Below are 24,838 nucleotides of genomic sequence, written 5' to 3' on the forward strand. Positions count from 1 at the left end.
GCACGGATGACGCGCCGACCGTAGTTATCTGGGTGGCCCGGACTTCTCTGCCCGGGAGAGAGCTGATCCCGGGTGAGCGGCGGCCGTGCGCAAGAGCACCTCCGCGTCCGCGACGGCCTGTCGCTCGTGCAGTATCAGTGCTGTCCGCACCACGTCCTGATCGTGACGGTCGCGCGCATAGATGTGCACGAGGTTGTCGGCCAGGTCGTCCTGCTCCTGTGACCGCAACAGGGTTACCAGCAATGCTACTTCTGTGGGCGTAGAAGCCTCTGCCGTATGCCGCAGGAGTGCGAGGGTGTTGTCCGGCCGGCCGCCGCGGAGCAGCTCTTCGGCGCGGCGGCCGACATAGCGGGCTGCCACGGTTTCGTTTGTGCTCTGTTGCCGGTCCCCCTCTCGGCGGGGGACCGGCAACAGACTTGCGGCGCGTGCCGCCTCCCGGACCTTTTGCGGGCCGGCTTCAGCTACCGGCAGCGGCTGAGTGGCCCTCATCCGGTGCGTCTCCTGCTTGAGTACGGTGACGCGCTGGCGGAGTTCCCTGAGCTCTCGGTCTCTTTCTGCCGCCGACCGTTCGAGCTGTCCGTGGGTTTCCTGCAAAGCCCGGAGTTTCTGGCCAGCGGTGCGGGCCGCCTCTCTGTGCCGCGAGCAGTTGCCGCATCGTTCCTGCTCGGCTCTTATGTGCAGGTCCCGCATCTCTTCCCACGTGATGCCGACGTTCTGGCTGCCTCCCGCGTTCTGGCAGGCGGTGTCGAAGATGAAGGCGACCACCTGGTCTGGCGGGACGCGCTGGCCCTGGAGGTATCGCGTCAGTGTGGTCTCGCTGACCTTCAGGTACTCGGCGGCCTGGGCCTGCGTCGGATGAGTAAGCGTGGCCCCCTCTTGAGTCGTGACGACCAGATGGCGGCAGATCTCTTGCAGCGCGGCAGCCAGTCGCCGTCTCTCAGGCAAGACGCTCTCGCCGAGTTCCTTCTTGGTCCACGCGAACGGACGGCGAGTGCTGCTGCGTGCTGCCATGGCGGCAAACCTCCGCATTCTGGGCCGAACTGGCTGGCCGTTTGTGTCGCCAGGCGGCGACGTTGTTCGCCATTGTGCCGGACAGCAACGGGCAGCCGCCTGGCGGTTTTTGCTTCTTCTCTTGCCAGTTGGTGCGCAAGTTGCATCGAGAGGGTTCAAAGCGGTTTCGATGTGCCACGCTTTAGGAGTCAGCCGCCAGTGGTGCGGGGGATGGCGCGAGTCGCACATTCACGAATGATGCGCTCATGTCATTTCGTGACGTATGCGGCAGAACCGCCTAATTGTGTGTGTTCTTAATGGGAGGGGACCCATCGTGACGTTGCCGTCGTGGCAGGAGACCAGTGTCGGAAACCACAAGCTGGGGAGCATGGCGCGTGCCGCTCTCTGGCTGGTCCAGGTCGTCGGGGAGGGCGAGATCTTCACCGTGGCCAAGCTGCGCGAGGCTTTCCCGGACGTCGCGCAGATCGACCGGCGCATGCGCGGTCTGCGCGACTACGGCTGGGAGATCTCGACCGCCCGCGAAGACCCGGAACTGCTTCCGCAGGAGCGCCGGTTCGTGACGCGCGGCAAGGATGTGTGGGTACCGGGCCAGGCGAAGGGGCCGAGTCACAAGTCGAGCATCACCAACGCCCAGCGGGCGAAGGTGATGCAGGCCGACGCGTACCTGTGCCGTACGTGCGGCATCGCGGCCGGCGAGGCGTACGAGGACGGAGTCACGCAGGCGGTGCTCAACGTCGCCCGGCGGCAGGTGACGCTGGTGGACGGCAGCGTTACCCACCAGCTGGTAACCGAGTGTCAGCGGTGCGGGCGGGGCACCGTGGACCGGTCCGTGCATCTGCCGCAGGTGCTTTCCCGGATCGAGTCGCTGGCGCCCCTTGAGCGGAGCGTGCTGAGCAGCTGGGTGAAGAACGACCAGCGCACTTACAGCTCGCTGGAGGTGCTGTGGGGTATGTACCGGACCCTGCCGGAGGACTCCCGTAAGGCTGTGGCCGACTCTCTTGACGGTACGGACGACTGAGACAGGACGGGATAACGATGATGCGCGAGTTTCCGGCCCCGCCGCGGGCGGTCGAGTTCAGCGAGCTGATCAGCAAGAAGGTCGAGGAGGTCAAGACGTCTGGCGGCACCCGGGAGACCGTGACCGTCGACTGGAACGGGCAGCAGGCCCATGTCGAAGTGATCGACTTGCCGCTCAGCAGCCTCTTCTACAACCCCAGCACCCACCGCATCCGGGCACAGCGCAGCCACGACGCCGAGCGGGACGCGGCGTTGGACAAGGACCCCTGGAGTGCGGAGAGCCAGGACTATCTCGGGTTCCTGCTGAAGGCGGACCCTGAGAACACGAATGTGCGGGACAAGGACTTCGATGTCCTGAAGGACAGCCTTGACCAGTTCGGGCAGAACGACCCCGGGCTGGTGACCCGGCACGGGGTGTTGGTCAACGGCAACACCCGGGCTGCGGCGCTGCGCGAGCTCGGCGCGCAGTCGATGCGCGTCGGCGTGCTGCCGGCGTCGTTTACCTGGGCCGACATCAACGCCGTCGAGCTGTCCTTGCAGCTTCGCAAGGACCACCGGCGTGACTACTCCTACATCAACCGTCTCCTTGCCATGGAGGAGCAGGCGGCGCTGGGCCGGACGCCGGAACAGATCGCCAAGGACTTCCGCATTCAGGTCCGCACCTACCACCAGGAGCGGTGGATCCTCAGCACGATCCGAGAGCTGAACGAGCGCAGTCGCACAGGCGGCGGCAACGGACTGCGCCTGGTGGACTGGGAGGGCGCGCAGGAGCGTCTCAAGGAGCTCCACAGGCTGTACGTGAAGCTGGAAACGGTGGACCGTGACCAGGCTGAGGTACTGAAGGAACTGCGCCTGGCCGCGATCCTTCTGAACTTCTCGAAGACCGACGTCCGTCACATCAACGAGGACTTCCTGAAGGCGGGGTTCGAGCAGCGGCTGCCCATGGGCGGTACGACGGCCGCGCAGCCGCAGTCGGTGTCGATCCCCGGTCTGGGCCTGGAGGTGCCCGCCGCCTCCTCCGCCGTCGCGGAGGCCCGGGCGATGAACGACGAGATCCTCCGCACCGCCGCCGTGGTGAGGAACGAAGCCTCGGACCTCGGTGACGAGCTGAAGGCCGCCGCGCAGGATACCTGGGACAACACCTGGCAGGCGTTCGACGAGGTGATCGAGGCGGCGGGTCGCAGCGCCCGGCTGCGCAAGCGCAAGCAGCTCGCCCCCGCCCGGCTGGCCGACGCCTGCGCGAGCATCGACCAGTGTGTGAGCGACCTGGTGCAGGCGCGTACCTCCCGCAGCTTGGACGAGGAGGCATTCGATGACGCGGTGGTGAAGCTGCGGGGCAGTCTGCTGAAGCTCGCACAGCAGGCCGGCCGCGGGCTGCCGCAGCCGGGAGACGGCGTGGCCTGGCTGCTGGAAGCGGTCATGGCGGAGGGGTCCCGGTGAGCGGTTCCGTCAGCGAGAAGTCGCTGCGTCTTGGGTTCGATGAGACCCGGACCCGAGTGGTGCTGCGAACCACGGAATCGTTCCAGCAGGAACTCGTACAGCTGGCCGCCCGCTTTCGTACCGGCGGCCAGCTTGGCCCGCTGAGCGCCTCCGTCTCCCTGGACGAGCTGCTCGCGGACCTCGGCCTGCTCGGTACTTGGTCCGACCCCGCCGGTGTGGAGTGGGCGGACGACCTTCGGGACCTGGTATCCGGAGTGGTCCAGGACGCCCACACCGTGCAGCAGCGGCTCGCTGGGCGGCAGACGGCCGGCGAGGTCGCGCCCGATGACGTGCCCGTGCTTCTCGGCGATAGCTGGAAGGGGGAACTGAGCGAGTTCCAGCGCCGGGATATCGCGAAGCTCCTGTCGCTTCAGCACGGTGCCAACTTCAGCGTGCCCGGCGCCGGCAAGACCCGGGTCGCGCTCGCTGTGTACGCAGCCCAGAAGGCGGCAGGCCGGGTGAGCCGACTGCTGGTCGTGTGCCCTAAGTCGGCATACGAGTCATGGCGTTACGAGACCGCAGAGTGCCTCATCCATCCGCTGCGCATCAACGTCCTGGACGGGTCGCTGGATCAGTGGGCCGAGGTGCTCGTGGTGAACTACGAGCGTCTCGACCGGTCACTGTCCAGGCTGGCTGGATGGCTCAAGTCGGCTCCTTCCATGATCATCCTGGACGAGGCGCACCGGATGAAACTGGGTGCCCGGGGAACCTACGGGGCGGCCTGCATGGCGCTGGGACCTCTGGCCGCACGCCGACTGATCCTGACCGGTACGCCGGCTCCGAACGGTTCACGGGACCTGGAGAACCTCCTGGGTTTCGTGTGGCCCGGCCACGGCCAGCGCACGGTGGTCCAGGCGGTTGCTGGAGGAGATCTCGCGCACGCCAGCACTGTCCTCCGGCCGCTGTTCACCCGCACGACGAAGCACGAACTCGGCTTGCCCCCCGTGCAGTTGGGATTGCGCTTCGTTGATATGCCGCCGCTGCATGACGAGATCTACACGGCGATCGTGGGCGGCGAGAAGAGCGGCGCCGCGCGCGAGGACTTGAGTTCCCTCGGGAAGACGGCACTCCGCCTCCTCATGGCTGCCACGAGCCCCGCCCTTCTCCTGGAAGGCGGCAGCCGCTACGAACCACTCGCCTATCAGCTGCCGCCGATGGAGATCCCCGAGGGAGGTTCGCTGTACTCGCTCATGCAGAACCTTCCCGACTACGAGCTTTCGCCCAAGTACAAGGAAGCCGTGGCGATCATCGCGGAGAACGCTGCGCAGGGCCGGAAGACGCTGGTCTGGACGACGTTCGTCCGGAGTCTCACCACGCTGGAGCGCATGCTGGAGAAATACAGTCCGGCTGTCGTTTACGGCGGTACGCCTGACCGCGAGGAGCAGATTCGCCGGTTCAGGGAGGACCCGGCGTGCATGGTGCTCATCTCGAACCCGGCCACTCTGGGGGAGGGAATCAGCCTGCACCACGTCTGCCATGACGCGGTCTACGTGGACCGTGACTTCATGGCGGGGCGGTTCCTCCAGAGCCTGGACCGGATCCACCGTCTCGGGCTCGCCCCCGGCACAGAGACCCGGGTGACAGTCCTGGCGGTGCGGAACTCCGTCGACGAGGTTGTGGCCGCGAGCCTGGAGAGAAAGCTGGAATTCATGGGACGCATCCTGGACGACCCCACCGTGCAGCAGCTCGCGGATCTTGAGGAGGAGCCTTCAGTGGCGGCTGGTCTCGCACCGGGTGACATCGAGGCGCTGCTGAGTCACATGGGGGGTCGCTAGGACTGGCTGCGTGCTGTGGCACCGACGGGACTACCCTCTGCGGTGTGTCCCCCGAAGCCGAATGGGAGGCCCCGGAAGGCTCCTGGGCTTCCTCCGCAGCACGCCGCCGCAACATGCAGGCGATCCGCAGCCGTGACACGAAGCCGGAGATTCTGATCAGGCGGCTCGTACATGCCACAGGGCTGCGGTACCGGGTCGCTGCCCGTCCCCTCCCCGATCTTCGCCGGACGGCGGACATGGTCTTCCGTTCGGCGAAGGTCGCGGTGTTCATCGACGGCTGCTACTGGCATGGCTGTCCTGAGCATTACGTCCCGCCGAAGACTAATTCCGGTTACTGGTCGGAAAAAGTCGTTCGCAATATCAAGAGGGACCGGGATACCGACGAAAGGCTGCGGGAAGCTGGCTGGCTCGTGCTCCGCTTCTGGGAGCACGAGCCGTCAGACACCTGTGCTGACAAAATCGCTGCGACGGTCTTGGGCCGGCGTGAGGGAGGCCCGGCGCGGGGCGACTGAAATCTCCAGTTGCTGCGGAACGTCGTTGATGAGGGCCACCCCTGTGGGCTCCATCTCGTAGTCCCTGGTGAGAGCTTCGCTGTATTCAGGGAGGAGAACTGCGGCGATCGCGCGTCCCACTGCCTCGGCAACCGGCGGCGGGAAGGCGTTCCCGACCTGACGGTAACGGGCTGTCTTCCGTCCTTGGAACTTCCAGTCTTCCGGGAATCCTTGGATGGCCGCCGCCTGGGCGACAGTGAGCATCGGGCCGGCCGGGCGGAACAGATCGCGTTCCGGGTCGCAGTTTTCCGGATCGTTGGCGATCCCCATCCCGTCGACGCCCAGATCGGCCCACGCGCGCTTGGCGCGCGTAGGTCCGAGGTCGGCACCGCCGTGCTTCCTCGAGCCGCCTACGAGTGTCGGGGCAACTTTCTTACCCGCTGCTGCGGCGAGGGAGATGTTTCTCTTCCAGTCTTCATAGACCATCTGCCCGGTTCGCTCGCCGGGCCGGGCAGGTTTGCCATCCGCGTTCTTATCCCAGAACGCCTTGCAGCGTGCGAGCATGCTCTTATCGAGCTTCTCGAAAGCAGTAGCCGCGCTACCCTTTGTGCTCGTAGGCCACTGGAATCCGGGATGTCCCGGCTTTACCGCATCCTGATGAATAGCTACCAAAATTGCACGAGGCCGGAGCTGTGGTACTCCGAAGTGCTTCGCGTCCATCCGGCGCCAGACTTTTCGCATAGCCACGTCTTGTGCACTGGCTGACTGATTCTGGTCAATCTCAGGGACTAGATAACCGAGATTACGCAGCGTGTCAAGAATGGAATTCCTGTACTCAATAAAGACTTCCGGAGGCTCAAGGATGCCTCTGACGTTCTCGATCATCACCGCTTTCGGCCTGAGAGCGTCGATGATGTCAAGCGCTGCCGGGAAAAGGTCGCGCTCATCGTCCGGGCCAAGCCGGCGTCCGGCCAAGGAGAACGGGGGGCATGGCACTCCACCAGCGAGCAGGTCGAGTTCTCCTGGCTCAAGGCCGAGATTTTTTCGTACCTCGGAGTCCAGGAAATCCTTGACGTCCATAGGGTGGATATTGTCAGCTTTGTGCTGATTCCAGCCGGGCCAGCCGCCCACGTTGGCCCGCAAGGTAGCCACGGCGTGCGGGTCCCACTCAACGAGGGCGCGATGATCGAAACCGGCGTTGTGAAGTCCGACGGCTTGCCCCCCGGCACCCGCACAGATCTCGATCGAGGTCAATGGCGAGGCGAACCGCGGTCGCGTCTGGCCGCTGCGGGGCATGCCGCTCCTCCTGAAGGTGGTTGTTCCGGGAGAGGCGATGATCATGTGCCAGCCTCTCGACATCAAGAGTCTCGCACTTTTGCTGGGCCACTGAGGCATCCCACGTGAGGTGAGAGGGGAGGGAGGCGAAGCCAGCAGCTTCCGGTGAGACTGAGATCAAGCTGCCCGGCGGCCCGGCCTCGCACTTCAGCGCAGTGCCGGAGCGCGAGTCGGGCTAGACAGGATCCATCTGTACCTGCGCCCCGACACCTTGAGTGGCGCCGAGGCCGAGCGGCTGCTGAGCGTGGGCGGCGATCGATCGCCGCAAGCCCGAAGCCCGGCGCCGGGTCGTTCTCGCCAACCCGGGGCAACGTGTTCTGCGCGTTGCTGGCGGAATCCGATCGGGCCGCATTGTTCTCGTGACCTCAGCACCTTCTCCGCCGTGACGCAGCCTCCGGGCCGCGTCCGGGGCGGGCGGACTCCAGGAGTGCAGGAGTGCGGGAGTCCGTCCGGGGCGGCCGGAGTCCAGGAGCCCGAGGCGATGAATTCCGCCGTGGCCGTCGGTCTGTATCTCCGACAGGCGATCGACCGCACGCGAGGAGAGCACCATGACCGCCACCTACACATTCGACGTCTTCTCCAGCCTCGACGGTTACGGCTCCTACGGCAGCAGCGGCGACTGGGGCGGTTACTGGGGCAAGCAGGGTCCCGAGCTCCTCGATCACCGTCTCGCCCTGTACGGCGAGGAGCAGCGGATGGTCTTCGGGGCCAACACGTATCGAGGGTTCGCGCGGATGGTGGCCGAGAGTACCGAGGAGTCCGAGGTGCGTGACCCGTGGGTGACGCGGATGAGGAGCCTGCCGGCGACGGTGGTGTCGACCACGCTGGAAGGGCCCCTCGACTGGCCGGACGCGGACGTCGTGGGCGGCGACGCCATCGACGTCGTGGCGCGGCTCAAGGAGGAGTCCGAGGTGCCGTTGCGCTCGCACGGCAGCCTGTCGATGAACCGGGCGCTGATGGCCGCCGGTCTGGTCGACCGCGTTCAGGTGACGATCTTCCCCGTGATCACCGGGCGGACCGGGCTGGACCCGGTCTTCCGGGGTGCGGCCGACTTCGACCTCGAGCTGATCGAGCACCGGACGCTCGACGGCCACACCCAGGAGCTCGTCTACCGGCCCACCCTGCATGGCTGAGCCCATCGGGCTACCCGCCGGCCGCCCCCGTCCGGGCCCGCCGGCACACCACGTCGGCGCGACACGCCCGCCGGTCCGGCCTCAGACGACCGCCCACACCCCCAACCCCAGCCCGAACAGGCACAACAGCACCCCCCACACCAGGCCCGCCGTCGGAGCGAACGTCTTCTGCGTCCGCACCACGACCACACGGCGAGGATCCGCCGGGTCGTACCGCACCACGACCGAGTACCCGACGCGGAGCGTGTGAAGGCCGGAGTTGAGAGGAACGCGGCGATACGTCTGATGACGTGGGCCCGCCCGGTAACGAACCTGCGCCGGGTGAAGGACCGAACCCTCGCGCCGCGGACCGCGGGCGACCTCGCCCTCCGCGCGAGCCCCCCGGACACCGAGAAGACGCAGGCCCCGCCGGCCGCGGAGGGCGAGGTGGACGACACGGACACCGAAGGCCGTCCAGCCGGCGGCGAAGAGCAACGCGATGGTCGACCAGGGCTGCGACACGGCAGGCTCCCCCCGAAGCACACGACAGTCACCCCCGGACGGCGTCCAGGCCCGGCACCGGCGTCAGGTGACCGGGAAGACGCGCCCCGTCACACCCCGGTTCCGTGGCACTCCCCGTACGGACGGCCCGAACCGCACCAGCACGCCGCCCCCCGCTGCGGCGGCCACACCACCGCACGCCCCCGCGCCGCCAGCGTCGTCGCGTACTGGGGGAGAAGAGCCGGATCGGCCGGAGACACACCCTCCGACGCCGCGAACGCCTCGTACGACGGCACCGTCCCCCGGACCACACCCAGGTTCGGGGTGCCGGACGACGCCAGTTCCCGCAGCGCCGCCTCTATGGCCGCCACGTGCTCCCCGTACGAGGGGTACTCGGCCGCCAGCGGCGGATACGCCTCGACGAGTTCCGCCAGCTCGTCCGCCGGCCAGTGCAGCATCGCCACCGGGAAAGGACGGGACAGAGCCTCCCGGTAAGCACCCAGCTCGGCGCGCAGGCGGGAGATCTCCGCCTCCAGATCCGCCGGATCCTCCGAACCCAGCGACCACACACGCTTCGGGTCGTGCAACTCGTCCAGGGACACCGGCATGGAATGCAAGGTGTCGGCGAGAGCGTCCCACTCGTCGTGGGCCAAACCCAGCATCCTGCGGACCCGGTGGCGGCCGTACAGGAGAGGATGCGCCGAGTACGGGGGCTCCGCCACATCCGTCAGAAGCAGACGAGCACCCTCCGTGAACGACTCGTGCGCCGCCTCCAACTCGTCATGGGCCTCCAAGGACTCCGCCACGATCACCCACGGGGCAGGATCGCGCGGCGACGCCGCACGGACGCCGTCGATGATCGCCCGGGCCTCCGCCTCATGGCCGTACTCCCACAGGTTCGACGCCTTGAGGGCACGGACCAGGGACGGGTTCTCCAGCGCCGCGGCAGCGGAACCGGAAGACAACAGGCGGTCGTAGAGCTTCGTCGCGGCAGGGCGGTCACCGGAAAGCTCCAGGTGGGCCGCCGCACGCAGGAGCAGAGCCTCGGCGTCCTCCGGATAGAGACCGGCGGTCCGCTCCAGGCGTGCCGCCTCGGCGGGATGGTCGACGTTCTCGGCAGGCGTGTCGGGGCGCATGGGGGACACCGTACTGCCGACAGGTGACGAAGGTGAGGCCCCCGCAGACCCGAGACCCGGGCCGGAACGGCACACGACGGTGCCCATACCGGACACCAGCCGGCTCCTGTATAACTGGGGCAAACACGCACACGAGAAGGGAAGCGGCCGATGGCCCGAGGACCGGCCACCCCGCACCCCCTGCGCGCCCTGCGCCCCCTGCTCGTCCTGCTGCTCGTGCTCCTCCCCGTCGCCCTCGTCGACGCCGGCAGCCTCTCCGCCACCGTCGCGCTCGCCGCGACCGCCGCAGCCGGCACCGCACTCGCCGTGTGCGCCGTCATCGCCGCACGCTGCGCGCCCGCCGTACCACCCACCCGGGTGCGTACGGCCATCAAGGACCGGGACCTGCGCACCGCCTTCCTGCCGCAACGCGACCCCGACGCCCGCGGCCGCCGCCGCCCCCGAGCACCCGGACACGCCCTCCCGGCGACCACCGCGTAGGGCACAGCCACCCCCCACACTTGGCCCCACGCCGGCCGTGTCGTCATGCCGCCATCCCCTTCACCCGGCACGACGAGACCCCCCGGAGGGCTCACCCACCCATGTCCGTATGCGCCAGCCTGGTCGAGCACCTCGCCGACCTGCTCCAGCCGCTGTTCGGCGCCTCGGCCGCAGCCGCCGCCATCATCCTGTTCACCGCCCTCGTACGGCTCCTCCTCCACCCCCTGTCCCGGGCCGCCGCGCGCGGGCAGAAGGCACGCACCGAACTGCAGCCGAGAATCGCCGAACTGCGCCGCAAGCACGCCAAGAACCCCGAAAAGCTCCAACGGGCCGTGCTCGCACTGCACACCGAGGAAAAAGTGTCCCCGCTGTCCGGATGCCTGCCCAGCCTGTGCCAGCTGCCCGCCTTCTTCCTCCTCTACCACCTCTTCTCCAGCCCGTCGATCGGCGGCGAGCCCAACACACTGCTCTCCCACCAGCTCCTCGCCGCCCCGCTCGGCGGACGGTGGGCCGACACACTCGGCGACGGCGGCGGGCCGCTCGGGAACACCGGACTCGTGTACGCCGCACTGTTCGCGTGCGTCACCGCGGTGGCCCTCTTCAGCTACCGGACCACCAAACGGACGACGACCGGCCGCCCGGCAGCGCCGACCGGTGACGGGGAACAGGTTCCGGGACTGGGCGCGATCACCAGGATCATGCCGTTCATGTCCTTCCTCACGCTCGTCACCGTGGCCGTGGTGCCGCTGGCCGCCGCCCTCTACGTCGTCACCAGCACGACGTGGAGCGCCGTCGAACGGGCCGTCCTGTACCGGTGAACCACAGCCGGACGACACGGCTACGGTCCAGTACGTGAACGGGGTATTGCGGAGTGGACCCCGACCTTGGACGATCGACCAGTCCTCCGATGGCTGCGCACGGCCGCATCCAGGCGCACCTCATCGGGCGGGCTGCCCGCGAACGAGGAGTTGGGGATCATGAAGCTGTTGCGAGTCGGTACGGCGGGGTCGGAGCGACCCGCACTGCTCGACGCCGACGGAACCCTGCGAGACCTGTCGGGCGTGGTGCCGGACATCGACGGGGCGCTGCTCGCCGACGACGCCGCGCTCGGCCGGATACGGGCCGCCGCCGACGCCGGTGAACTGCCCGCCCTGGACGGCACGGGACTGCGCGTCGGACCGCCCGTGGCACGCATCGGCAAGATCGTGTGCATCGGCCTCAACTACCACGACCACGCCCGCGAGACCGGGGCCGAGCCGCCCGCCGAGCCCGTCGTCTTCTTCAAGGCGCCCGACACCGTGGTCGGACCGGACGACACGGTGCTCGTGCCGCGCGGCTCCGCCAAGACCGACTGGGAGGTCGAGCTCGCGGTCGTGATCGGGCGTACGGCCCGCTACCTGGAGTCGGCCGAGGAGGGCCTCGCGTGCGTCGCCGGGTACGCGGTCGCACACGACGTGTCCGAGCGGGAGTTCCAGATCGAGCGCGGCGGGACCTGGGACAAGGGCAAGAACTGCGAGACGTTCAACCCGCTGGGGCCGTGGCTGGTGACCGCCGACGAGGTACCCGACCCGCAGCGGCTGTCGCTGCGGCTGTGGGTGAACGGCGAGCTGAAACAGGACGGGACGACCGCCGAGCAGATCTTCCCGGTGGGGGAGGTCGTGCGGTACGTCAGCCAGTTCATGGTGCTGCGTCCCGGCGACGTCATCAACACCGGGACACCGGCGGGGGTGGCGATGGGGCGGCCCGAGCCGAAGCCCTACCTGCGGGCCGGGGACGTCGTCGAGCTGGAGATCGACGGGCTCGGGCGGCAGCGGCAGGAGCTGAAGGACGCGTAGACGCTCCACCGGGGCGCGGGGCGCGGGGCGCGGGGCGCGGGGCGCGGGGAGCGCGGTGCGTCGTCGGCCGCGGGACTGCGGTGCGTGGTCGGCCGCGGGCCGTCGCCGGCTGGTCGCGCCCACGCGGCGGAGCCGCACATGTCACAGCCCCGCGCCCCCCTCGGCGCCTTGCCTCACCCCAGCAGCGAAGCGAGGCGGCGCCAGCCCTCCCGGGGGAGCGGCGCCGTGTCGTCCTCCACCACCTGCAGGGCCACATGGTCCGCGCCGGCGTCGTGGAACGCGTCCACGCGGGCGCGGATCGTTTCCTCGTCCCCCCAGGCGAAGACCGCGTCGATCAGGCGGTCGCTGCCGCCGTCGGCGACGTCGGCGTCGGTGAAGCCGAGGCTGAGGAAGTTCCTGGTGTAGTTCGGCAGTTTCAGATACCCGGAGAGGTAGGCGCGGGCCGTCGCGCGGGCGCGGGCCGGGTCGGAGTCGAGGACGACCTTGAACTCCGGGGCCAGCAGCGGGCCCTCGCCGAGCCTCTCGCGGGCCTGCGCCGTGTGCTCCGGGGTGACCAGGTACGGGATCGCGCCCGCCGCCCGGTCCCGGGACAGCTCCAGCATCTTCGGGCCGAGCGCGGCCAGCACCCGGCGCCCGGCCGGCATCCCCGCCCTGTCGAGGTCGTCGAGGTAGCCGACCATCGTCGAGTACGGGCGCTTGTACCCTCCCACCATCGGGCCGTGGCTCACGCCGAGGCCGAGCACGAAGCGGCCGGGACGGGCCACCTCCAGCTCGGCGAAGGCCGCGGCGGTGGCGGCGGCCTCGTGCTCCCAGATGCTCTGGATACTGGTGCCGACCACGATGCGCGAGGACGCCTCGATCAGCGGGGCGGCGTGCTGGGCGGCGGTGTTGCCGCCCAGCCACACGGCACCGAAGCCGAGCCGTTCCAACTCGGCGACGGCCTCGGCCCGTTCCCCGGCGCGGTCCGGGTCCCCGGAGCGCAGCTGCGCGCTCCAGACGCCGTACCGTCCGACCGATTCCTTCAGAGAAGCCGTCGCGTCGTTCATCGGTTGCGATCCCTCCGGTGGGCGCCGTGATCATCCTGCGTGCCTGACTGCCAACCACAGGTACCCACCGCTGATTCCCCGATCACACCGCCCGGGGCCAGTCGGGCTATTCGCCCAGGAAGCGCTCCAGGGCCTCCACCACGAGCCGGTGGTCCTCCACCTGCGGCAGCCCGGACACCGTCACCGAACCGACCACGCCGACGTCCGCGACGGTGACCGGGAAGGAGCCGCCGTGCGCCGCGTAGGTGTCGGCGTCCAGCCGCGAGGACTCCTCGAACGTCGTGCCCTTGGCCCGGAAACGGCAGCCCACCAGGTACGACGCGCAGCCGTACCGCTCCACCACCCGGCGCTTGCGGGCGATCCAGGCGTCGTTGTCGGGGGCCGAACCGGGCAGCGCCGCGTGGAAGAGCTGCTGGCCGGCGCGGTGGATGTCGATGGCGACCGGCGCCCGACGCTCCCGGGCCAGCTCCACCAGGAGGGAACCGAGCGCCCACGCGTCGTCGTTCGTGAACCGGCGGAAGACCAGGCGGCGTTCCTGCGCCTCCAGCTCCTCCACGGTCGGGGCGGCCGTGCCGGGGGAGTAACTCACAGGGTGACCACCATTCCGTCGCGGGCGGACCGGCGGGCCGCCTCCAGTACGTCCAGGGCGTCGGCCGCCTCCCGGGCACCGACCGGGTTCGGGCCGCCCTCCAGCAGGGCCTTCGCCACCGCCGCATAGTACGCGGGGTAGTCACCCGCCACGGTCGCCTCGACGCGTCCGCCGCCGGTCGGCGGGGACTCGCCCGAGCCCACGCGGCCCCACAGCGACGCGTCCTCCTCGCCCCAGCCCGGGCCGGGCCGCCTGCCCTCTCGCAGCGCCGCCTCCTGCGGGTCCAGGCCGTGCTTGACATACCCGGCCTTCGAACCGAGGACCCGGAAACGGGGGCCGAGCTGGGCGGCGGTGGAGGAGACGTAGAGGTGGGAGCGGACGCCGTTGGCGTGCGTGATCGCGACGAACGTGTCGTCGTCCGCCTCCGCGCCCGCGCGCCGGACGACCGACTCGGCGTACACCTGCGTGGCCGGGCCGAAGAGGACGAGCGCCTGGTCGACGACGTGACTCCCGAGGTCGTAGAGGAGACCTCCGATCTCTGCCGGGTCGCCGGACTCGCGCCAGCCGCCCTTCGGCTTCGGCCGCCAGCGTTCGAAGCGGGACTCGAAGCGCCACACGTCGCCCAGCGCGTCCTCGGCGAGCAGCTTGCGGAGGGTGAGGAAGTCGTTGTCCCAGCGGCGGTTCTGGAAGACGGAGAGCAGCAGGCCGCGCTCCTCGGCAAGCGCCGCCAGCTCCCGCGCCTCGGCCGCCGTGCCCGCGACCGGCTTGTCCACCACGACCGGCAGGCCGGCCCGCAGGGCCCTCGCCGCCAGCGGTACGTGCGTCTTGTTCGGGGACGCGATGACGATCAGGTCCAGGTCGGCGGCCCGGTCGAACAGGTCGTCGGGCGTGGCGACGGTCCGCACGTCCGGGAACTCGGCGCGGGCCTGCCGCTGCCGCTCCGGGTTCGAGGTGACCACCGTGTCCAGGGCCAGGCCCTCGGTGGCGGCGATCAGCGGAGCGTGGAAGACGGAGCCCGCGAGGCCGTAGCCGACGAGGCCGACGCGCAGCGGGCCGCCCGGAGCGTTACCAGGGGCGTTGCCGGGGGGAGTAGCAGTCATGCCCCTACTTTCGCAACGGTGTTGCCAAAGTGCAAGCGCCGGAGACAATGGGGGGTGTGAACAGGACGAACGGTGGAGGCGCGGGTACGGGCACAGGTATGGGTACGGGCGCGGGTATGGGTACGGGCACGGACCTCGGTGCGGGTGCGGGCGCCGTGAGGGGCGGCGGTATGCGCGGGGCGGTGGGGGGCGCCAACCTGCTCGCCCTGCGCAGCCACAACACCGCCCTGGTGCTCGACCTGCTGCGCACCGCCGGGGCCCGGGGCATCAGCCGGCTCGAACTCGCCGAGCGGACCGGGCTCACCCCGCAGGCGGTCAGCAAGATCACCGCCCGGCTCCGGGACGAGGGCCTCGCCGCCGAGGCCGGACGCCGCGCGTCCACGGGCGGCAAGCCGCGCACGGTACTGCGCCTGAAACCGGGGGCGGGCCACGCGGTCGGCGTCCACCTGGACCGGGACGAGCTGCGGGCGGTACTGGTCGATCTCGACGGTGCCGTGGTGGCGGAGCGACGCTCCCCGCTGGACCTCGGCGCGGGCGCGGAGGCCGTGGTGGAGGCGGTGGCGCGGACGGCCCGGGAACTGGTCGCCGGCACCCTGGCCCCGCCCGGGAGCGACCTCTCCGCCGCGCCCACCCTGCTCGGCCTCGGCGTCGCGCTGCCGGGGCCGCTCGACCACGTCCGGGGGGTGCTGCACCGGGTCACCGGATTCCCGGAGTGGGACGGGTTCCCGCTGCGGGACGCGCTGGCGGAGCGGCTCGGGGTGCCGGTCGTCGTCGACAAGGACACCAACGCGGCGGCACTCGGCCTCGCGGTCGGTCTCGCGGTCGGCGGCAAGGGCGGTGACACGGGCGGTGAGAGATGCGGCGAGCGGGGCGGTGCGGGTGGCCGTCACGGGGACGGTGCGGGTGGCCTTGACGGTGACGGCCAGGGCGGTCGCCCGGGTGGCGGCGCGGGCGGCGGCGCGGACAGCGGCGCGGGTGGCTCCTTCGCCTACCTGCACCTCGGTACGGGACTCGGCGCCGGCCTCGTCTTCGGCGGCGGCGTGCACCGGGGCGCCCGGACCGGCGCCGGGGAGTTCGGGCACCAGGTCGTCCAACTGGACGGGCCGCCCTGCACCTGCGGCGCCCGCGGCTGCATAGAGGCCCTGTGCCTCGATGCCGTCGCCCGCGGCGACCTCGCGGAGGCGGCCAGGGTGCTGGGCGCGGGCGCCGCGAACCTCGTCGGGCTGCTGGACATCGACCTGGTGCTGCTCGGCGGCCGTACCGTCGCCGCCGCCCCCGAGGCCTTCGTCCACGGAGTCGGCGCCGTCCTCGACGCGCGGGCCCGGCGCGAGGGCGGACGCGACGGCCCCGTACCGGTGCGGATCGCACCCGGAGGGACGCGCGGGGTCGCGGAGGGCGCCGCTCAGCTGCTGCTCGCGCCGCTGTTCGGGCGAGGAGACGCGTGACGGGGCCCGGCCGGCGTCCCGATGCCCGGCCGGGCCCCGTGCGGGCCTGCGCCGCCGGTCAGCGGCCCACCGCGCACGCGTCCCCGTTGAGCATGAACCGCGGCGGCGGTGAGGCGTCACCGGTGTGGTCGGTGAGGTAGCCCAGCGTGACGCTCGCGCCCGGCGCGATCACGGCGTTGTGCGGGGCGCTGCCCGCCCAGACCATGTTGCTCCTCTGCGTCAGCTCCGTGTTCCAGTCGGAGACGACCGTCTGCCCGAGGGGCAGCGGGAACTCGAGCGTCCAGCCGTTCACCGGGGCGTCGCCGGTGTGGGTGACGGTGAGGTCGACCGTCGAACCGGTGCCCCAGGCCGTCACCGTGCGGTCCACCCGGCAGGTGGGTTCCTCGCGCGTGAACGACACCCGGTGCAGGCCGCCGGGCAGGTCGTTCACGACGTAGAACTCCCCGTCCACCGTCGTGCCGATGTTCGTCACCTGGGTGGGCATCTCGCCGATCTCGGCCTGCTCGTAGCCGCCCCGGCCGTCGGGGCGCAGCGCCCAGACGGTGGACGAGCAGTAGTCGGTGGCGATGTAGGTGCCGCCCACCAGGCCGGCGTACCGCTCGCCCCGGTAGACGTGGCCGCCGATGACCGAGCAGCCGCCGGTGTAGGGGGAGTAGGTGAAGACCGGCTCCGTGTACTCCTCGCCGGGCGGGCAGTCCCCGTCGGTGAACTTCTCCAGCCCCTCGTAGCAGGACCAGCCGAGATTCAGACCGCCCTGCCCGGCGGGCAGGTGGTCGATCTCCTCCCAGTGGCCCTGGCCCACGTCGCCGATCCACAGGGAGCCGTCGGCGGCGTCGAAGGAGAACCGCCACGGGTTGCGCAGCCCGTACAGCCAGATCTCCTCACGGGCGCCGGGGGTGCCGACGAAGGGATTGTCGTCGGGGACGCAGTAGGCGAGCGGGCCGCAGGAGCGGCTCACGTCGATCCGCAGGATCTTGCCCAGCAGGGTGTCCAGCCGCTGCCCGGTGTCGAAGGGGTCGCCGGAGCCGCCGCCGTCGCCGATGCTCCAGTACAGGTTGCCGTCCGGGCCGAACGCCAGCTGCCCGCCGTTGTGGTTGCTGAACTCGGCGTGCTCCTGGGAGAGCAGGACCTCCAGGCGGGACTCGTCGAGCCGGTAGCGGGCGAGCGTGACCGCGCCGTCGGGCAGTGCCGTGTACGCCAGATACAGCACCCGGCTGTCGGCGAAGTCGGGCGGCAGGGCGAGGCCGAGCAGGCCGCGCTCGTTCCCGGACTCGTCCACGGACGGGGTGATGTCGACCAGCGGGGTCCCGGCCAGGCCGGTGTCCGGGTGGTAGACGCGGATGGTGCCCCGCTTCTCCGTGATGAACAGCCGGTCCGTGCCGTCGTCGGGGGCGGCGAGCGCGGTGGGCCGTCTCAGCCCGGAGGCGACCTGGGTGGTGGTGGCGCTGAGCGAGGGGAGGGGGACGGGGGACGACGCCTGTCCTGGCGCCTTCCCGGCCGCCTTCTCCGTTGTTGCTGCCGCGGGGGAGGGGATCAAGGTGATCAGCAGGAGAGCCGTGGTGAGAGCGGTCAGGACAAGCGGGAGACGGCGCCATAAGTGATGGGCATGTATATGACAAGCCAGAGCGTCCATGAGTCCTTTTCTCCGTGTACGGGGGTCGAGGGGCCGGGGTCTGGGAGCGCTCCCGCACTCAGGCTGCGGCTCATGAAGCGGAGCGGCAACGCGTGATTGCGCCACTTTCACGCCGCCTGGCGCAAACACTGCCGCTCGGCGCGCCGCGGTCGCCGATCGGGGGACGCCTGTCCTCCGTCCGGGCGTCATGGCCCGAATGGCGGTGCCCGAAGCCGTGTTCCACCGGCACGCTCATGTGTTTATGCGACTGTTCACGCCCGCGTCCCCCTCCCTGGTGGCGACAGCCGCCCTCCTCGCGGCCTCCGCGTCCGTCTGTCCCGCGTACGCGGACCCCCGGGCGCCGCTGCCCGCCTGTACGGCCCCGGACGACCACACCTTCCCCCTCACCACCCGCATCCACGGCGGCCCCGCCGGCTATGAGGCGGGCGGCGGCTACGGCACCTGGTACCTGGACCTCACCAACACCACGTCCCGCACCTGCGAGGGCATCCACCCGGTCGTCGTCCTCGTCGACGAACAGCGGGCGCTGGAACCGTCGCAGCCCCGCCTGGAGTTCTACGACGGTTCCCGCCCGCGCCCCGTCGGCTTCGAGACGACCGACCGGGACGAACTGATCGGCGCCTTCGGGGAAGGGGAGGCGGAGAGGGAGGGGGAGGGGGAGAGTGACGGGGGGTCGGAGGGAGACGGGGAGCGGGAGGACGGCTTCCCCGGCTTCACCGTCGGCCCGGGCAAGACCCTCACCGTCAAGGTCCGGCTCGCGCTCACCTCCGACGCCGCCCCGGGCGAGGTCACCGCCAACGCGGCCGTCGTCCAGCGCCGGGGCGGCGACGGCGAGTGGATCGGCCAGTCGAACGACTACCGCTTCCGCATCCGGGCGGGCGAGCCCACCGGCGACTCCACCGGCGACTCCACCAGTGACTCCCCCGACGGCGCGACCGACGGACCGGCCGACGAGTCGGGCACCGGACAGGGCACCGATCCCGCCGCCCCCGCCACCCCCTCCGCCATCCCGGACGCCCAGGACGGCACCGGCGTCCCGTTCGCCGACGAACTCGCCGGCACCGGACCGGGTCGGACGGGCGCGGCCCTGGGAGCCGCCGCCCTGCTCGTCGCCGCTGGCGGCGCGGCCGTCCTGCTGGCCCGCAGGCGCGGCTGACGCGTACGGCGCCCGGCTGACGCGTACGGCGCCCGGGCGACGGGTACCCATGAGTGCCGGACGCCGGGACGCCGGGACGCCGGGACACCCTGCGCCCCCGTCACCCCCGTCTGCGACCATCCCTGCGTGGACTACCCGAACGACCAGGCCCCGGGCGCCCCCGTCCGCTCCGGGATCCCGGAGCACGGCCGCGTGCCGAAGTACTACGCCGTCAAGGCGCGGATCGACCGTCTGGTCGCCGAACTGGGGGAGGGCAGCGCCATCCCCACCGAGCGGGACCTCTCCGAGCGGTACGAGGTCGCCCGGGAGACCGTCCGGCAGGCCCTGCGGGAACTCGTACTGGAGGGCAAGCTGCGCCGGCGGGGACGCGGCACCGTGGTCGCCGGCCCCAAGCTGGCGCAGCCGCTGTCCCTGGCCAGCTACACCGAGGGCGTCCGGCGCCAGGGCCGTACCCCCGGCCGCGCGCTCGTCACCCTCGACCGCTTCCCCTGCCCCGACGCGCTCGCCGCCGAGACCGGCCTCACGCGCGGGGAGCCCGTCTGGCACCTGGAGCGCGTACTGCTCGCGGACGACGAGCGGGTCGGCCTGGAGAGCACCTACGTCGCCGTGGCCCGCATCCCCGACCTGGACACCGCCTTCGACCCGGACTCCTCCTTCTACGCCCACCTCGCCGCCCAGGGCATCGCCTTCGGCGACGCCGACGAACGCATCGAGACGGTGCTCGCCACCCCGCGCGAGGCGCTGCTCATCGGCACCCCGCCGGCCCTCCCCATGCTGCTCATCCACCGCGTCTCGCGGGACACGGAAGGCCGCCCACTGGAACGCGTACGGACGCTGTACCGGGGCGACCGCTTCTCCTTCACGACCCACCTCCGCGGCTGAAAACCACCGCATCCCCTCACCCCAGACGCATAACGAAAAGATAACGGGTCTAGCCCAAACGTGATGACCAGTTCACGCTCTCGTCGTCGGCCGGATTCCTCCGGTTCCCCGGTGCCGAGGAGCGTGGCGGTCGTGAGAGTGATAGTCGTCGGAGCCGGCGTGGTGGGCACCATGCACGCCTGGCACGCAGTGAACCGCGGCCACGAGGTCGTACAGATCGAGCGCGAGACCGAGGCACGCGGCGCCTCACTGCGCAATTTCGGCCAGATCTGGGTCAGTGGCCGCGCGGGTGGAGAGGAGCTGGAGACCGCGCTGCGGGCGCGGGAGCTGTGGGAGGAGATCGGCGGCCGGATCCCGGCGCTGGGCTTCCGTCCGAACGGCTCCCTGACCCCGGTCCGCGGCGACCTGGAACGCGCGGTCGCCGAGGCGGCCGTCGCCCGCCCGGACGCCGCCGCCCGCGGCCACAAGCTCCTCACCCCCGGTGAGGCCCGGGCTCTGAACCCGGCCCTGCGCGGCGAGTTCGACGCCGCCCTGTACTGCGAGCGGGACGCGGCCGTCGAACCCCGCACCGCGCAGATCGCCCTGCGCGCCGAGCTGCGCAGGTCCCCGACGTACACGTTCCTGCCCGGCCGCGAGGTCCGCGAGGTCATCGGCGAGCGGGCCGTCCGCGACGACCACGGCGACACGCACACCGGCGACGTCGTCGTCCTGTGCACCGGCGCCTGGCTCGGCGGCCTCGTCCGCGAGCTCGCCGGACCCGGCCTGCCCGTGCGCCGGGTCCGCCTCCAGATGATGCAGACCGACCCCCTCGGCGAACCGCTGACCACCTCCGTCGCCGACGCCGACAGCTTCCGCTACTACCCCGCCTACGGCTCGCCCGCCCTGGACGAGCTGAACGCGCGTCAGCCGCAGCCGGCCACGGCCGCCGAGCACCGTATGCAGCTGCTGATGGTGCAGCGCGCCGACGGCGGCCTGACCATCGGCGACACCCACGAGTACGAGCACCCCTTCGCCTTCGACACCGTCGAGGACCCCTACGAGCACCTCACCGGCGTCGTCGAGTCCCTCCTCGGTCGCCCGCTGCCGAAGATCCGCCGCCGCTGGGCCGGGGTGTACGCGCAGTGCACCGACAAGAGCCGGGTCGTGCACCGGCAGCAGGTCCGCGACGGCGTCTGGCTGGTCACCGGGCCGGGCGGGCGCGGCATGACCTGCTCACCCGCGATAGCCGAGACCACCGCGAACGAACTGGGCTGGTGAACACCCCTATGACCACGACAGACATCCGCCTCGTCGTCCTCGACATGGCCGGCACCACCGTCGCCGACGGCGGCCTCGTCGAGCGCGCCTTCCTCGCCGCCGCCCGCGAACTGGGCGTCGAACCCGGCACCGACGACCACGCCGACAAGCTCGCCTACGTCCGCGCCACCATGGGCGAGTCCAAGATCTCCGTCTTCCGGCACCTGTTCGGCGACGAGGACCGCGCCCGGCAGGCCAACGCCGCCTTCGAGAAGGCGTACGGCGCACTCGTCGACGGCGGCCTGATCGCCCCGGTCCCCGGCGCCCGCGAGGCCGTCGAGGAGCTGGCCGCCGACGGTCGCACCGTCGTCCTCACCACCGGCTTCGCCCGCGTCACCCAGGACGCCATCCTCGCCGCCCTCGGCTGGCAGGACCTGGTGCCGCTCACCCTGTGCCCCGCCGACGCGGGCGGGCGCGGACGGCCGTACCCGGACATGGTGCTGGAGGCCTTCCTGCGCACGAAGGCCGCCGACGCCGTACGCCAGGTCGCCGTCGTCGGCGACACCTCGTACGACGTGCTCAGCGGCGTACGGGCCGGTGCGGGCCTGGTCGCCGGGGTACGCACCGGGGCGCACGGCGACGACGCGTTCCGCGAGGCGGGCGCCGGCCACGTCCTCGACTCCGTCGCCGACCTGCCCGCCCTCCTGAGGGGAGCCGGCTGATGGACAGCACCGCCGCCCCCGCCACCGCGACCCCCGCCGCCCCGGCCACCGCCACCCCCGCCACCGCCCGCAGGGGCACCAACGCCACCAACGCCACCAACGCCACCAACGCCCCCAACGCCACCACCGGCATCCGCTTCGACGCGGTGACCGTCGCCTACGGCGGCAACGTCGTCCTCGACGCCCTGGACCTCACCGTCGAACCCGGCGAGGTCATGGCGCTCCTCGGGCCGTCCGGATCCGGCAAGACCACCGCGCTGCGGGCGGTCGCCGGGTTCGTACGGCCCGTCTCCGGGCGGGTGTTCCTCGGCGACCGCGACGTCACCGGCCTGCCCCCGCACCGGCGCGGTATCGGCATGGTCGTCCAGCAGTACGCCCTGTTCCCGCACATGCGGGTGGAGGACAACGTCGCCTTCGGGCTCCGCGCCCGCAAGGCCGCCCGCGCCGGCCTACGGGAGCGGGTCGCCGAGGCCCTGGACATGACCGGCATGGGCGCCTACGCCCGCCGCTACCCCCGCGAGCTGTCCGGCGGCCAGCAGCAGCGCGTCGCCATCGCCCGCGCGCTCGCCATCCGGCCCGGTGTCCTGCTCCTCGACGAACCGCTGTCCGCGCTCGACGCCCAGCTCCGCTCCGGCATGCTCGCCGAACTGGCGCGGCTGCACCGCGAGCTGCCCGACGTGTCGATCCTCTACGTCACCCACGACCAGGTCGAGGCGCTGACCCTCGCCGACCGGATCGCCGTGATGGACAAGGCGCGCCTCCAGGCCTGCGGCACCCCGCGCGAGCTGTACCGGGAGCCCGCCAACGCGTTCACGGCGTCCTTCGTGGGCAACGCGAACCTGCTGCCGGTGACGGTGGGCGCGGGCGGAGTGACCTTCGCCGGCGCCGGGATCGAGGTCGACACGGCGGGTGTCGCGCGGGGCGCGTCGGCCACCCTGTGCGTACGCCCCCACCTCGTCGGACTCGGTGCGGACGACGGGCCCAACCGGCTCACCGGGACGGTGGGCGAGATCCAGTGGCGAGGCGCCACCCACCGCCTCTACGTCGACGTCGCCGGCCACCGTGTCATGGCCGACCTCCGTGAGCTGCGGGACCCGCCCGCGTACGGGGACGAGGTCACCCTGCACTTCGCCCCGGACGACGCGGTGCTGCTTCCGGCCGAGGTGGGCGGCCATGGCTAGTACGACGATCGGCGCCCCGGCCCCGAAGGAGCGGACCCGTGCCTCGGTCCCGGCCTGGGTCTGGGCCCTGCCCCCCGTCGCCCTCCTCGCCCTGTTCTTCCTCTACCCCCTCGCCCTCGTCGTCCAGCAGTCCTTCCAGCCCGACACCGGCGGCACCTCGCTCCAGCCCTACGCCGACGTCTTCGCCTCGGAGGCGTTCCGCGAGGCGCTGTGGACCACCGTGTGGCTGGCGGTGGCCGCCACCGCCGGGTGCCTGGTGCTCGGGTTCGTCCTCGCGCTGGTCATCGCGTTCGTGCCGTTCCCCGGGGCGAAGGCGGTGTCGCGGTTCATCGACGTCTTCCTTTCCTTCCCGTCCTTCCTGATCACGCTCGCCCTGCTGTTCGTCTACGGCACGGTCGGCATGGCCAACGGCGCGTGGACCGACGCCACGGGCGCCGCGGAGGGGCCGTTCCAGTTCCTGACCACGCCGTGGGGTGTGCTGCTCGCGGAGATCACGTACTTCACGCCGTTCGTGATGCGCCCGCTGCTCGCCGCCTTCTCCCAACTGGACACCGCCCAGCTGGAGGCCGCCGGTTCACTGGGCGCCCGCGCGCCGCGCATCATCCGGCAGATCATCCTGCCCGAGGCGCTGCCCGCCCTCGCGGCCGGCGGCAGCCTGGTCCTCGTCCTGTGCCTCAACGAGTTCGGCATCGTGCTCTTCACCGGCGCCAAGGGCGTCACGACCCTGCCGACACTCGTCTACGGCAAGGCGATCCTGGAGTCCGACTACCCGGGCGCCTGCGTGGTCGCCGTCGTCAACGTCCTGATCTCCGTGGGCCTCTACAGCCTCTACCGGGTGGTGAGCCGCCGTGCTGGTGCATAGCCGCGGGGCGAGGTGGGCCGTGTGGGCGGTCTTCCTCCTCCTCTTCCTGCCCCTGTTCGCCCTGCCCCTCCTGGTGGTCCTCGGCGCCTCCCTCGCCACCAACTGGTCGAGCGTCCTGCCCTCCGGCATGACGACCGCCAACTTCCAGGCGGCCACCCGCGGTGAGGCCCTCCAGGCGCTCACCACCAGCCTGGTCACCGCCGTCACCGCCAGCCTGCTCGCCCTCGCCACCGGCACCTGGGCCGCCCTCGCCGCGGCGGCGCTGAGGAAGCGGCACCGCAAGGTGCTCGACGCCCTGTTCGTGCTGCCCCTCGCCGTGCCCTCCGTCGTCGTCGGACTCGCCACCCTGGTCGCCTTCTCCCAGCCGCCGATGCTGCTCAACGGCACCCGCTGGATCGTGGTCATCGCCCACACGGTCCTGGTCACCGCCTTCGCCCACCAGTCCGTCTCCGCCGCGCTCACCCGCCTCGACCCCGCCTACGAGCAGGCCGCCGCGTCCCTCGGCGCCTCCCCGGCCTACGTCCTGTGGCGGGTGAGACTGCCGCTGCTGCTGCCGTCCCTGACCGCCGCCGCCGGACTCTGCTTCGCCCTGTCCATGGGCGAGCTGAGCGCCACGATGATGCTCTACCCGCCCGACTGGACCCCGCTGCCCGTCCTGATCTACGCGGCCACCGACCGGGGTGCCCTGTTCACCGGCTCGGCGATCGCCGTGGTCCTCATGGCGGCCACCGTGCTGGTCCTCCTCGCGGTCTCCCGGATCCGCACCAGAGCCTCGTACCGCTGACCCCCTTCCCCGCCCTCGCGCAAGGAGTCC

At 71.1% G+C, this 24,838-nt stretch carries 24 protein-coding genes; 16 read left to right on the forward strand and 8 right to left on the reverse strand.

Annotated elements, in window-relative coordinates:
* Positions 1 to 24: 24 nt before the first annotated feature.
* A complete protein-coding gene (locus ACP4IX_RS00685) occupies positions 25 to 1,011 on the reverse strand; it encodes a hypothetical protein (RefSeq protein ID WP_426554421.1) in 987 nt (328 codons plus the stop codon).
* Positions 1,012 to 1,324: 313 nt separating this feature from the next.
* Here ACP4IX_RS00685 and ACP4IX_RS00690 point away from each other — a divergent pair, with 313 nt between their 5' ends.
* From ACP4IX_RS00690 to ACP4IX_RS00705, 4 genes are read left to right on the forward strand one after another with little or no spacing between them, the layout of a single operon-like run.
* A complete protein-coding gene (locus ACP4IX_RS00690) occupies positions 1,325 to 2,029 on the forward strand; it encodes a hypothetical protein (protein ID WP_426554422.1) in 705 nt (234 codons plus the stop codon).
* A gap of 17 nt (positions 2,030 to 2,046) precedes the next feature.
* The gene (locus ACP4IX_RS00695; RefSeq protein WP_426554423.1) at positions 2,047 to 3,468 is read left to right on the forward strand and encodes a hypothetical protein; all 1,422 of its coding nucleotides are present in this window, start codon (positions 2,047 to 2,049) and stop codon (positions 3,466 to 3,468) included.
* Positions 3,465 to 5,282 carry a DEAD/DEAH box helicase gene (locus ACP4IX_RS00700; RefSeq protein ID WP_426554424.1) on the forward strand — a complete coding sequence of 606 codons (1,818 nt, stop codon included), beginning with the start codon at positions 3,465 to 3,467 and terminating at the stop codon, positions 5,280 to 5,282. Before ACP4IX_RS00695 ends, ACP4IX_RS00700 begins: the two co-directional genes overlap by 4 nt.
* Before the next feature lie 44 nt (positions 5,283 to 5,326).
* The gene (locus ACP4IX_RS00705; RefSeq protein WP_426554425.1) at positions 5,327 to 5,794 is read left to right on the forward strand and encodes a very short patch repair endonuclease; all 468 of its coding nucleotides are present in this window, start codon (positions 5,327 to 5,329) and stop codon (positions 5,792 to 5,794) included.
* Here the strand turns inward: ACP4IX_RS00705 and ACP4IX_RS00710 are convergent.
* Complete coding sequence (locus ACP4IX_RS00710) at positions 5,720 to 7,069, reverse strand: DNA cytosine methyltransferase (protein ID WP_426554426.1); 1,350 nt, start codon at positions 7,067 to 7,069, stop codon at positions 5,720 to 5,722. The two genes, ACP4IX_RS00705 and ACP4IX_RS00710, sit on opposite strands and share 75 nt — an antisense overlap.
* 587 nt (positions 7,070 to 7,656) lie before the next feature.
* Between ACP4IX_RS00710 and ACP4IX_RS00715 the strand changes: the two genes are divergently transcribed.
* Positions 7,657 to 8,241 (forward strand): dihydrofolate reductase family protein, encoded by a 585-nt coding sequence (locus ACP4IX_RS00715; protein WP_426554427.1) that lies wholly within the window; start codon positions 7,657 to 7,659, stop codon positions 8,239 to 8,241.
* Between the two features lie 81 nt (positions 8,242 to 8,322).
* Here the strand turns inward: ACP4IX_RS00715 and ACP4IX_RS00720 are convergent, their stop codons facing one another.
* Positions 8,323 to 8,742: a DUF3592 domain-containing protein gene (locus ACP4IX_RS00720; RefSeq protein ID WP_426554428.1), complete on the reverse strand. Its 420-nt coding sequence runs from the start codon at positions 8,740 to 8,742 to the stop codon at positions 8,323 to 8,325.
* Positions 8,743 to 8,831: 89 nt separating this feature from the next.
* Positions 8,832 to 9,857, reverse strand: coding sequence for an SEC-C metal-binding domain-containing protein (locus ACP4IX_RS00725; protein ID WP_426554429.1), 1,026 nt, complete (start codon positions 9,855 to 9,857; stop codon positions 8,832 to 8,834).
* A 150-nt stretch (positions 9,858 to 10,007) separates the two neighbouring features.
* Between ACP4IX_RS00725 and ACP4IX_RS00730 the strand changes: the two genes are divergently transcribed.
* The 3 genes from ACP4IX_RS00730 (at position 10,008) to ACP4IX_RS00740 (ending at position 12,172) form a co-directional block, all read left to right on the forward strand.
* Positions 10,008 to 10,337, forward strand: coding sequence for a DUF6412 domain-containing protein (locus ACP4IX_RS00730; RefSeq protein ID WP_426554430.1), 330 nt, complete (start codon positions 10,008 to 10,010; stop codon positions 10,335 to 10,337).
* A gap of 101 nt (positions 10,338 to 10,438) precedes the next feature.
* Positions 10,439 to 11,155 carry a YidC/Oxa1 family membrane protein insertase gene (locus ACP4IX_RS00735; protein WP_426554431.1) on the forward strand — a complete coding sequence of 239 codons (717 nt, stop codon included), beginning with the start codon at positions 10,439 to 10,441 and terminating at the stop codon, positions 11,153 to 11,155.
* Positions 11,156 to 11,314: 159 nt separating this feature from the next.
* Positions 11,315 to 12,172, forward strand: a complete 858-nt coding sequence (locus ACP4IX_RS00740; RefSeq protein ID WP_426554432.1) for a fumarylacetoacetate hydrolase family protein — start codon at positions 11,315 to 11,317, stop codon at positions 12,170 to 12,172.
* Between the two features lie 173 nt (positions 12,173 to 12,345).
* On the opposite strand, the gene ACP4IX_RS00745 is transcribed toward ACP4IX_RS00740, so the two are convergent.
* The 3 genes from ACP4IX_RS00745 to ACP4IX_RS00755 all read right to left on the reverse strand — a co-directional run bounded on the left by ACP4IX_RS00745 (position 12,346) and on the right by ACP4IX_RS00755 (position 14,907).
* Positions 12,346 to 13,218, reverse strand: coding sequence for an LLM class F420-dependent oxidoreductase (locus tag ACP4IX_RS00745; RefSeq protein WP_426554433.1), 873 nt, complete (start codon positions 13,216 to 13,218; stop codon positions 12,346 to 12,348).
* Positions 13,219 to 13,324: 106 nt separating this feature from the next.
* Complete coding sequence (locus ACP4IX_RS00750) at positions 13,325 to 13,807, reverse strand: heme-degrading domain-containing protein (RefSeq protein ID WP_426516814.1); 483 nt, start codon at positions 13,805 to 13,807, stop codon at positions 13,325 to 13,327.
* The gene (locus ACP4IX_RS00755) at positions 13,804 to 14,907 is read right to left on the reverse strand and encodes a Gfo/Idh/MocA family oxidoreductase (protein ID WP_426516816.1); all 1,104 of its coding nucleotides are present in this window, start codon (positions 14,905 to 14,907) and stop codon (positions 13,804 to 13,806) included. The genes ACP4IX_RS00750 and ACP4IX_RS00755 overlap by 4 nt, the downstream gene beginning before the upstream one ends.
* A 116-nt stretch (positions 14,908 to 15,023) precedes the next feature.
* Here ACP4IX_RS00755 and ACP4IX_RS00760 point away from each other — a divergent pair, with 116 nt between their 5' ends.
* Positions 15,024 to 16,352, forward strand: a complete 1,329-nt coding sequence (locus tag ACP4IX_RS00760) for an ROK family transcriptional regulator (RefSeq protein ID WP_426554434.1) — start codon at positions 15,024 to 15,026, stop codon at positions 16,350 to 16,352.
* Positions 16,353 to 16,410: 58 nt separating this feature from the next.
* Here the strand turns inward: ACP4IX_RS00760 and ACP4IX_RS00765 are convergent, their stop codons facing one another.
* The gene (locus ACP4IX_RS00765; protein WP_426516820.1) at positions 16,411 to 17,889 is read right to left on the reverse strand and encodes a PQQ-dependent sugar dehydrogenase; all 1,479 of its coding nucleotides are present in this window, start codon (positions 17,887 to 17,889) and stop codon (positions 16,411 to 16,413) included.
* 337 nt (positions 17,890 to 18,226) lie between these two features.
* Here ACP4IX_RS00765 and ACP4IX_RS00770 point away from each other — a divergent pair, with 337 nt between their 5' ends.
* From ACP4IX_RS00770 to ACP4IX_RS00800, 7 genes are all read left to right on the forward strand, one after another.
* A complete protein-coding gene (locus ACP4IX_RS00770) occupies positions 18,227 to 19,141 on the forward strand; it encodes a hypothetical protein (protein ID WP_426516822.1) in 915 nt (304 codons plus the stop codon).
* A gap of 126 nt (positions 19,142 to 19,267) precedes the next feature.
* Complete coding sequence (locus tag ACP4IX_RS00775) at positions 19,268 to 20,023, forward strand: GntR family transcriptional regulator (RefSeq protein ID WP_426554435.1); 756 nt, start codon at positions 19,268 to 19,270, stop codon at positions 20,021 to 20,023.
* 132 nt (positions 20,024 to 20,155) lie between these two features.
* Complete coding sequence (locus ACP4IX_RS00780; protein WP_426554436.1) at positions 20,156 to 21,280, forward strand: TIGR03364 family FAD-dependent oxidoreductase; 1,125 nt, start codon at positions 20,156 to 20,158, stop codon at positions 21,278 to 21,280.
* 8 nt (positions 21,281 to 21,288) lie between these two features.
* Complete coding sequence (locus ACP4IX_RS00785) at positions 21,289 to 21,981, forward strand: HAD family hydrolase (protein WP_426516828.1); 693 nt, start codon at positions 21,289 to 21,291, stop codon at positions 21,979 to 21,981.
* A complete protein-coding gene (locus ACP4IX_RS00790) occupies positions 21,981 to 23,162 on the forward strand; it encodes an ABC transporter ATP-binding protein (RefSeq protein WP_426554437.1) in 1,182 nt (393 codons plus the stop codon). The genes ACP4IX_RS00785 and ACP4IX_RS00790 overlap by 1 nt, the downstream gene beginning before the upstream one ends.
* Positions 23,155 to 24,024, forward strand: coding sequence for a 2-aminoethylphosphonate ABC transporter permease subunit (locus tag ACP4IX_RS00795; RefSeq protein WP_426554438.1), 870 nt, complete (start codon positions 23,155 to 23,157; stop codon positions 24,022 to 24,024). The genes ACP4IX_RS00790 and ACP4IX_RS00795 overlap by 8 nt, the downstream gene beginning before the upstream one ends.
* On the forward strand, positions 24,011 to 24,808 hold the full coding sequence (locus ACP4IX_RS00800; RefSeq protein WP_426516834.1) for an ABC transporter permease: 798 nt from the start codon (positions 24,011 to 24,013) through the stop codon (positions 24,806 to 24,808). The genes ACP4IX_RS00795 and ACP4IX_RS00800 overlap by 14 nt, the downstream gene beginning before the upstream one ends.
* Positions 24,809 to 24,838 lie beyond the last annotated feature (30 nt).

Source organism: Streptomyces sp. WG5 (assembly GCF_049974565.1).
GTDB lineage: Bacteria > Actinomycetota > Actinomycetes > Streptomycetales > Streptomycetaceae > Streptomyces.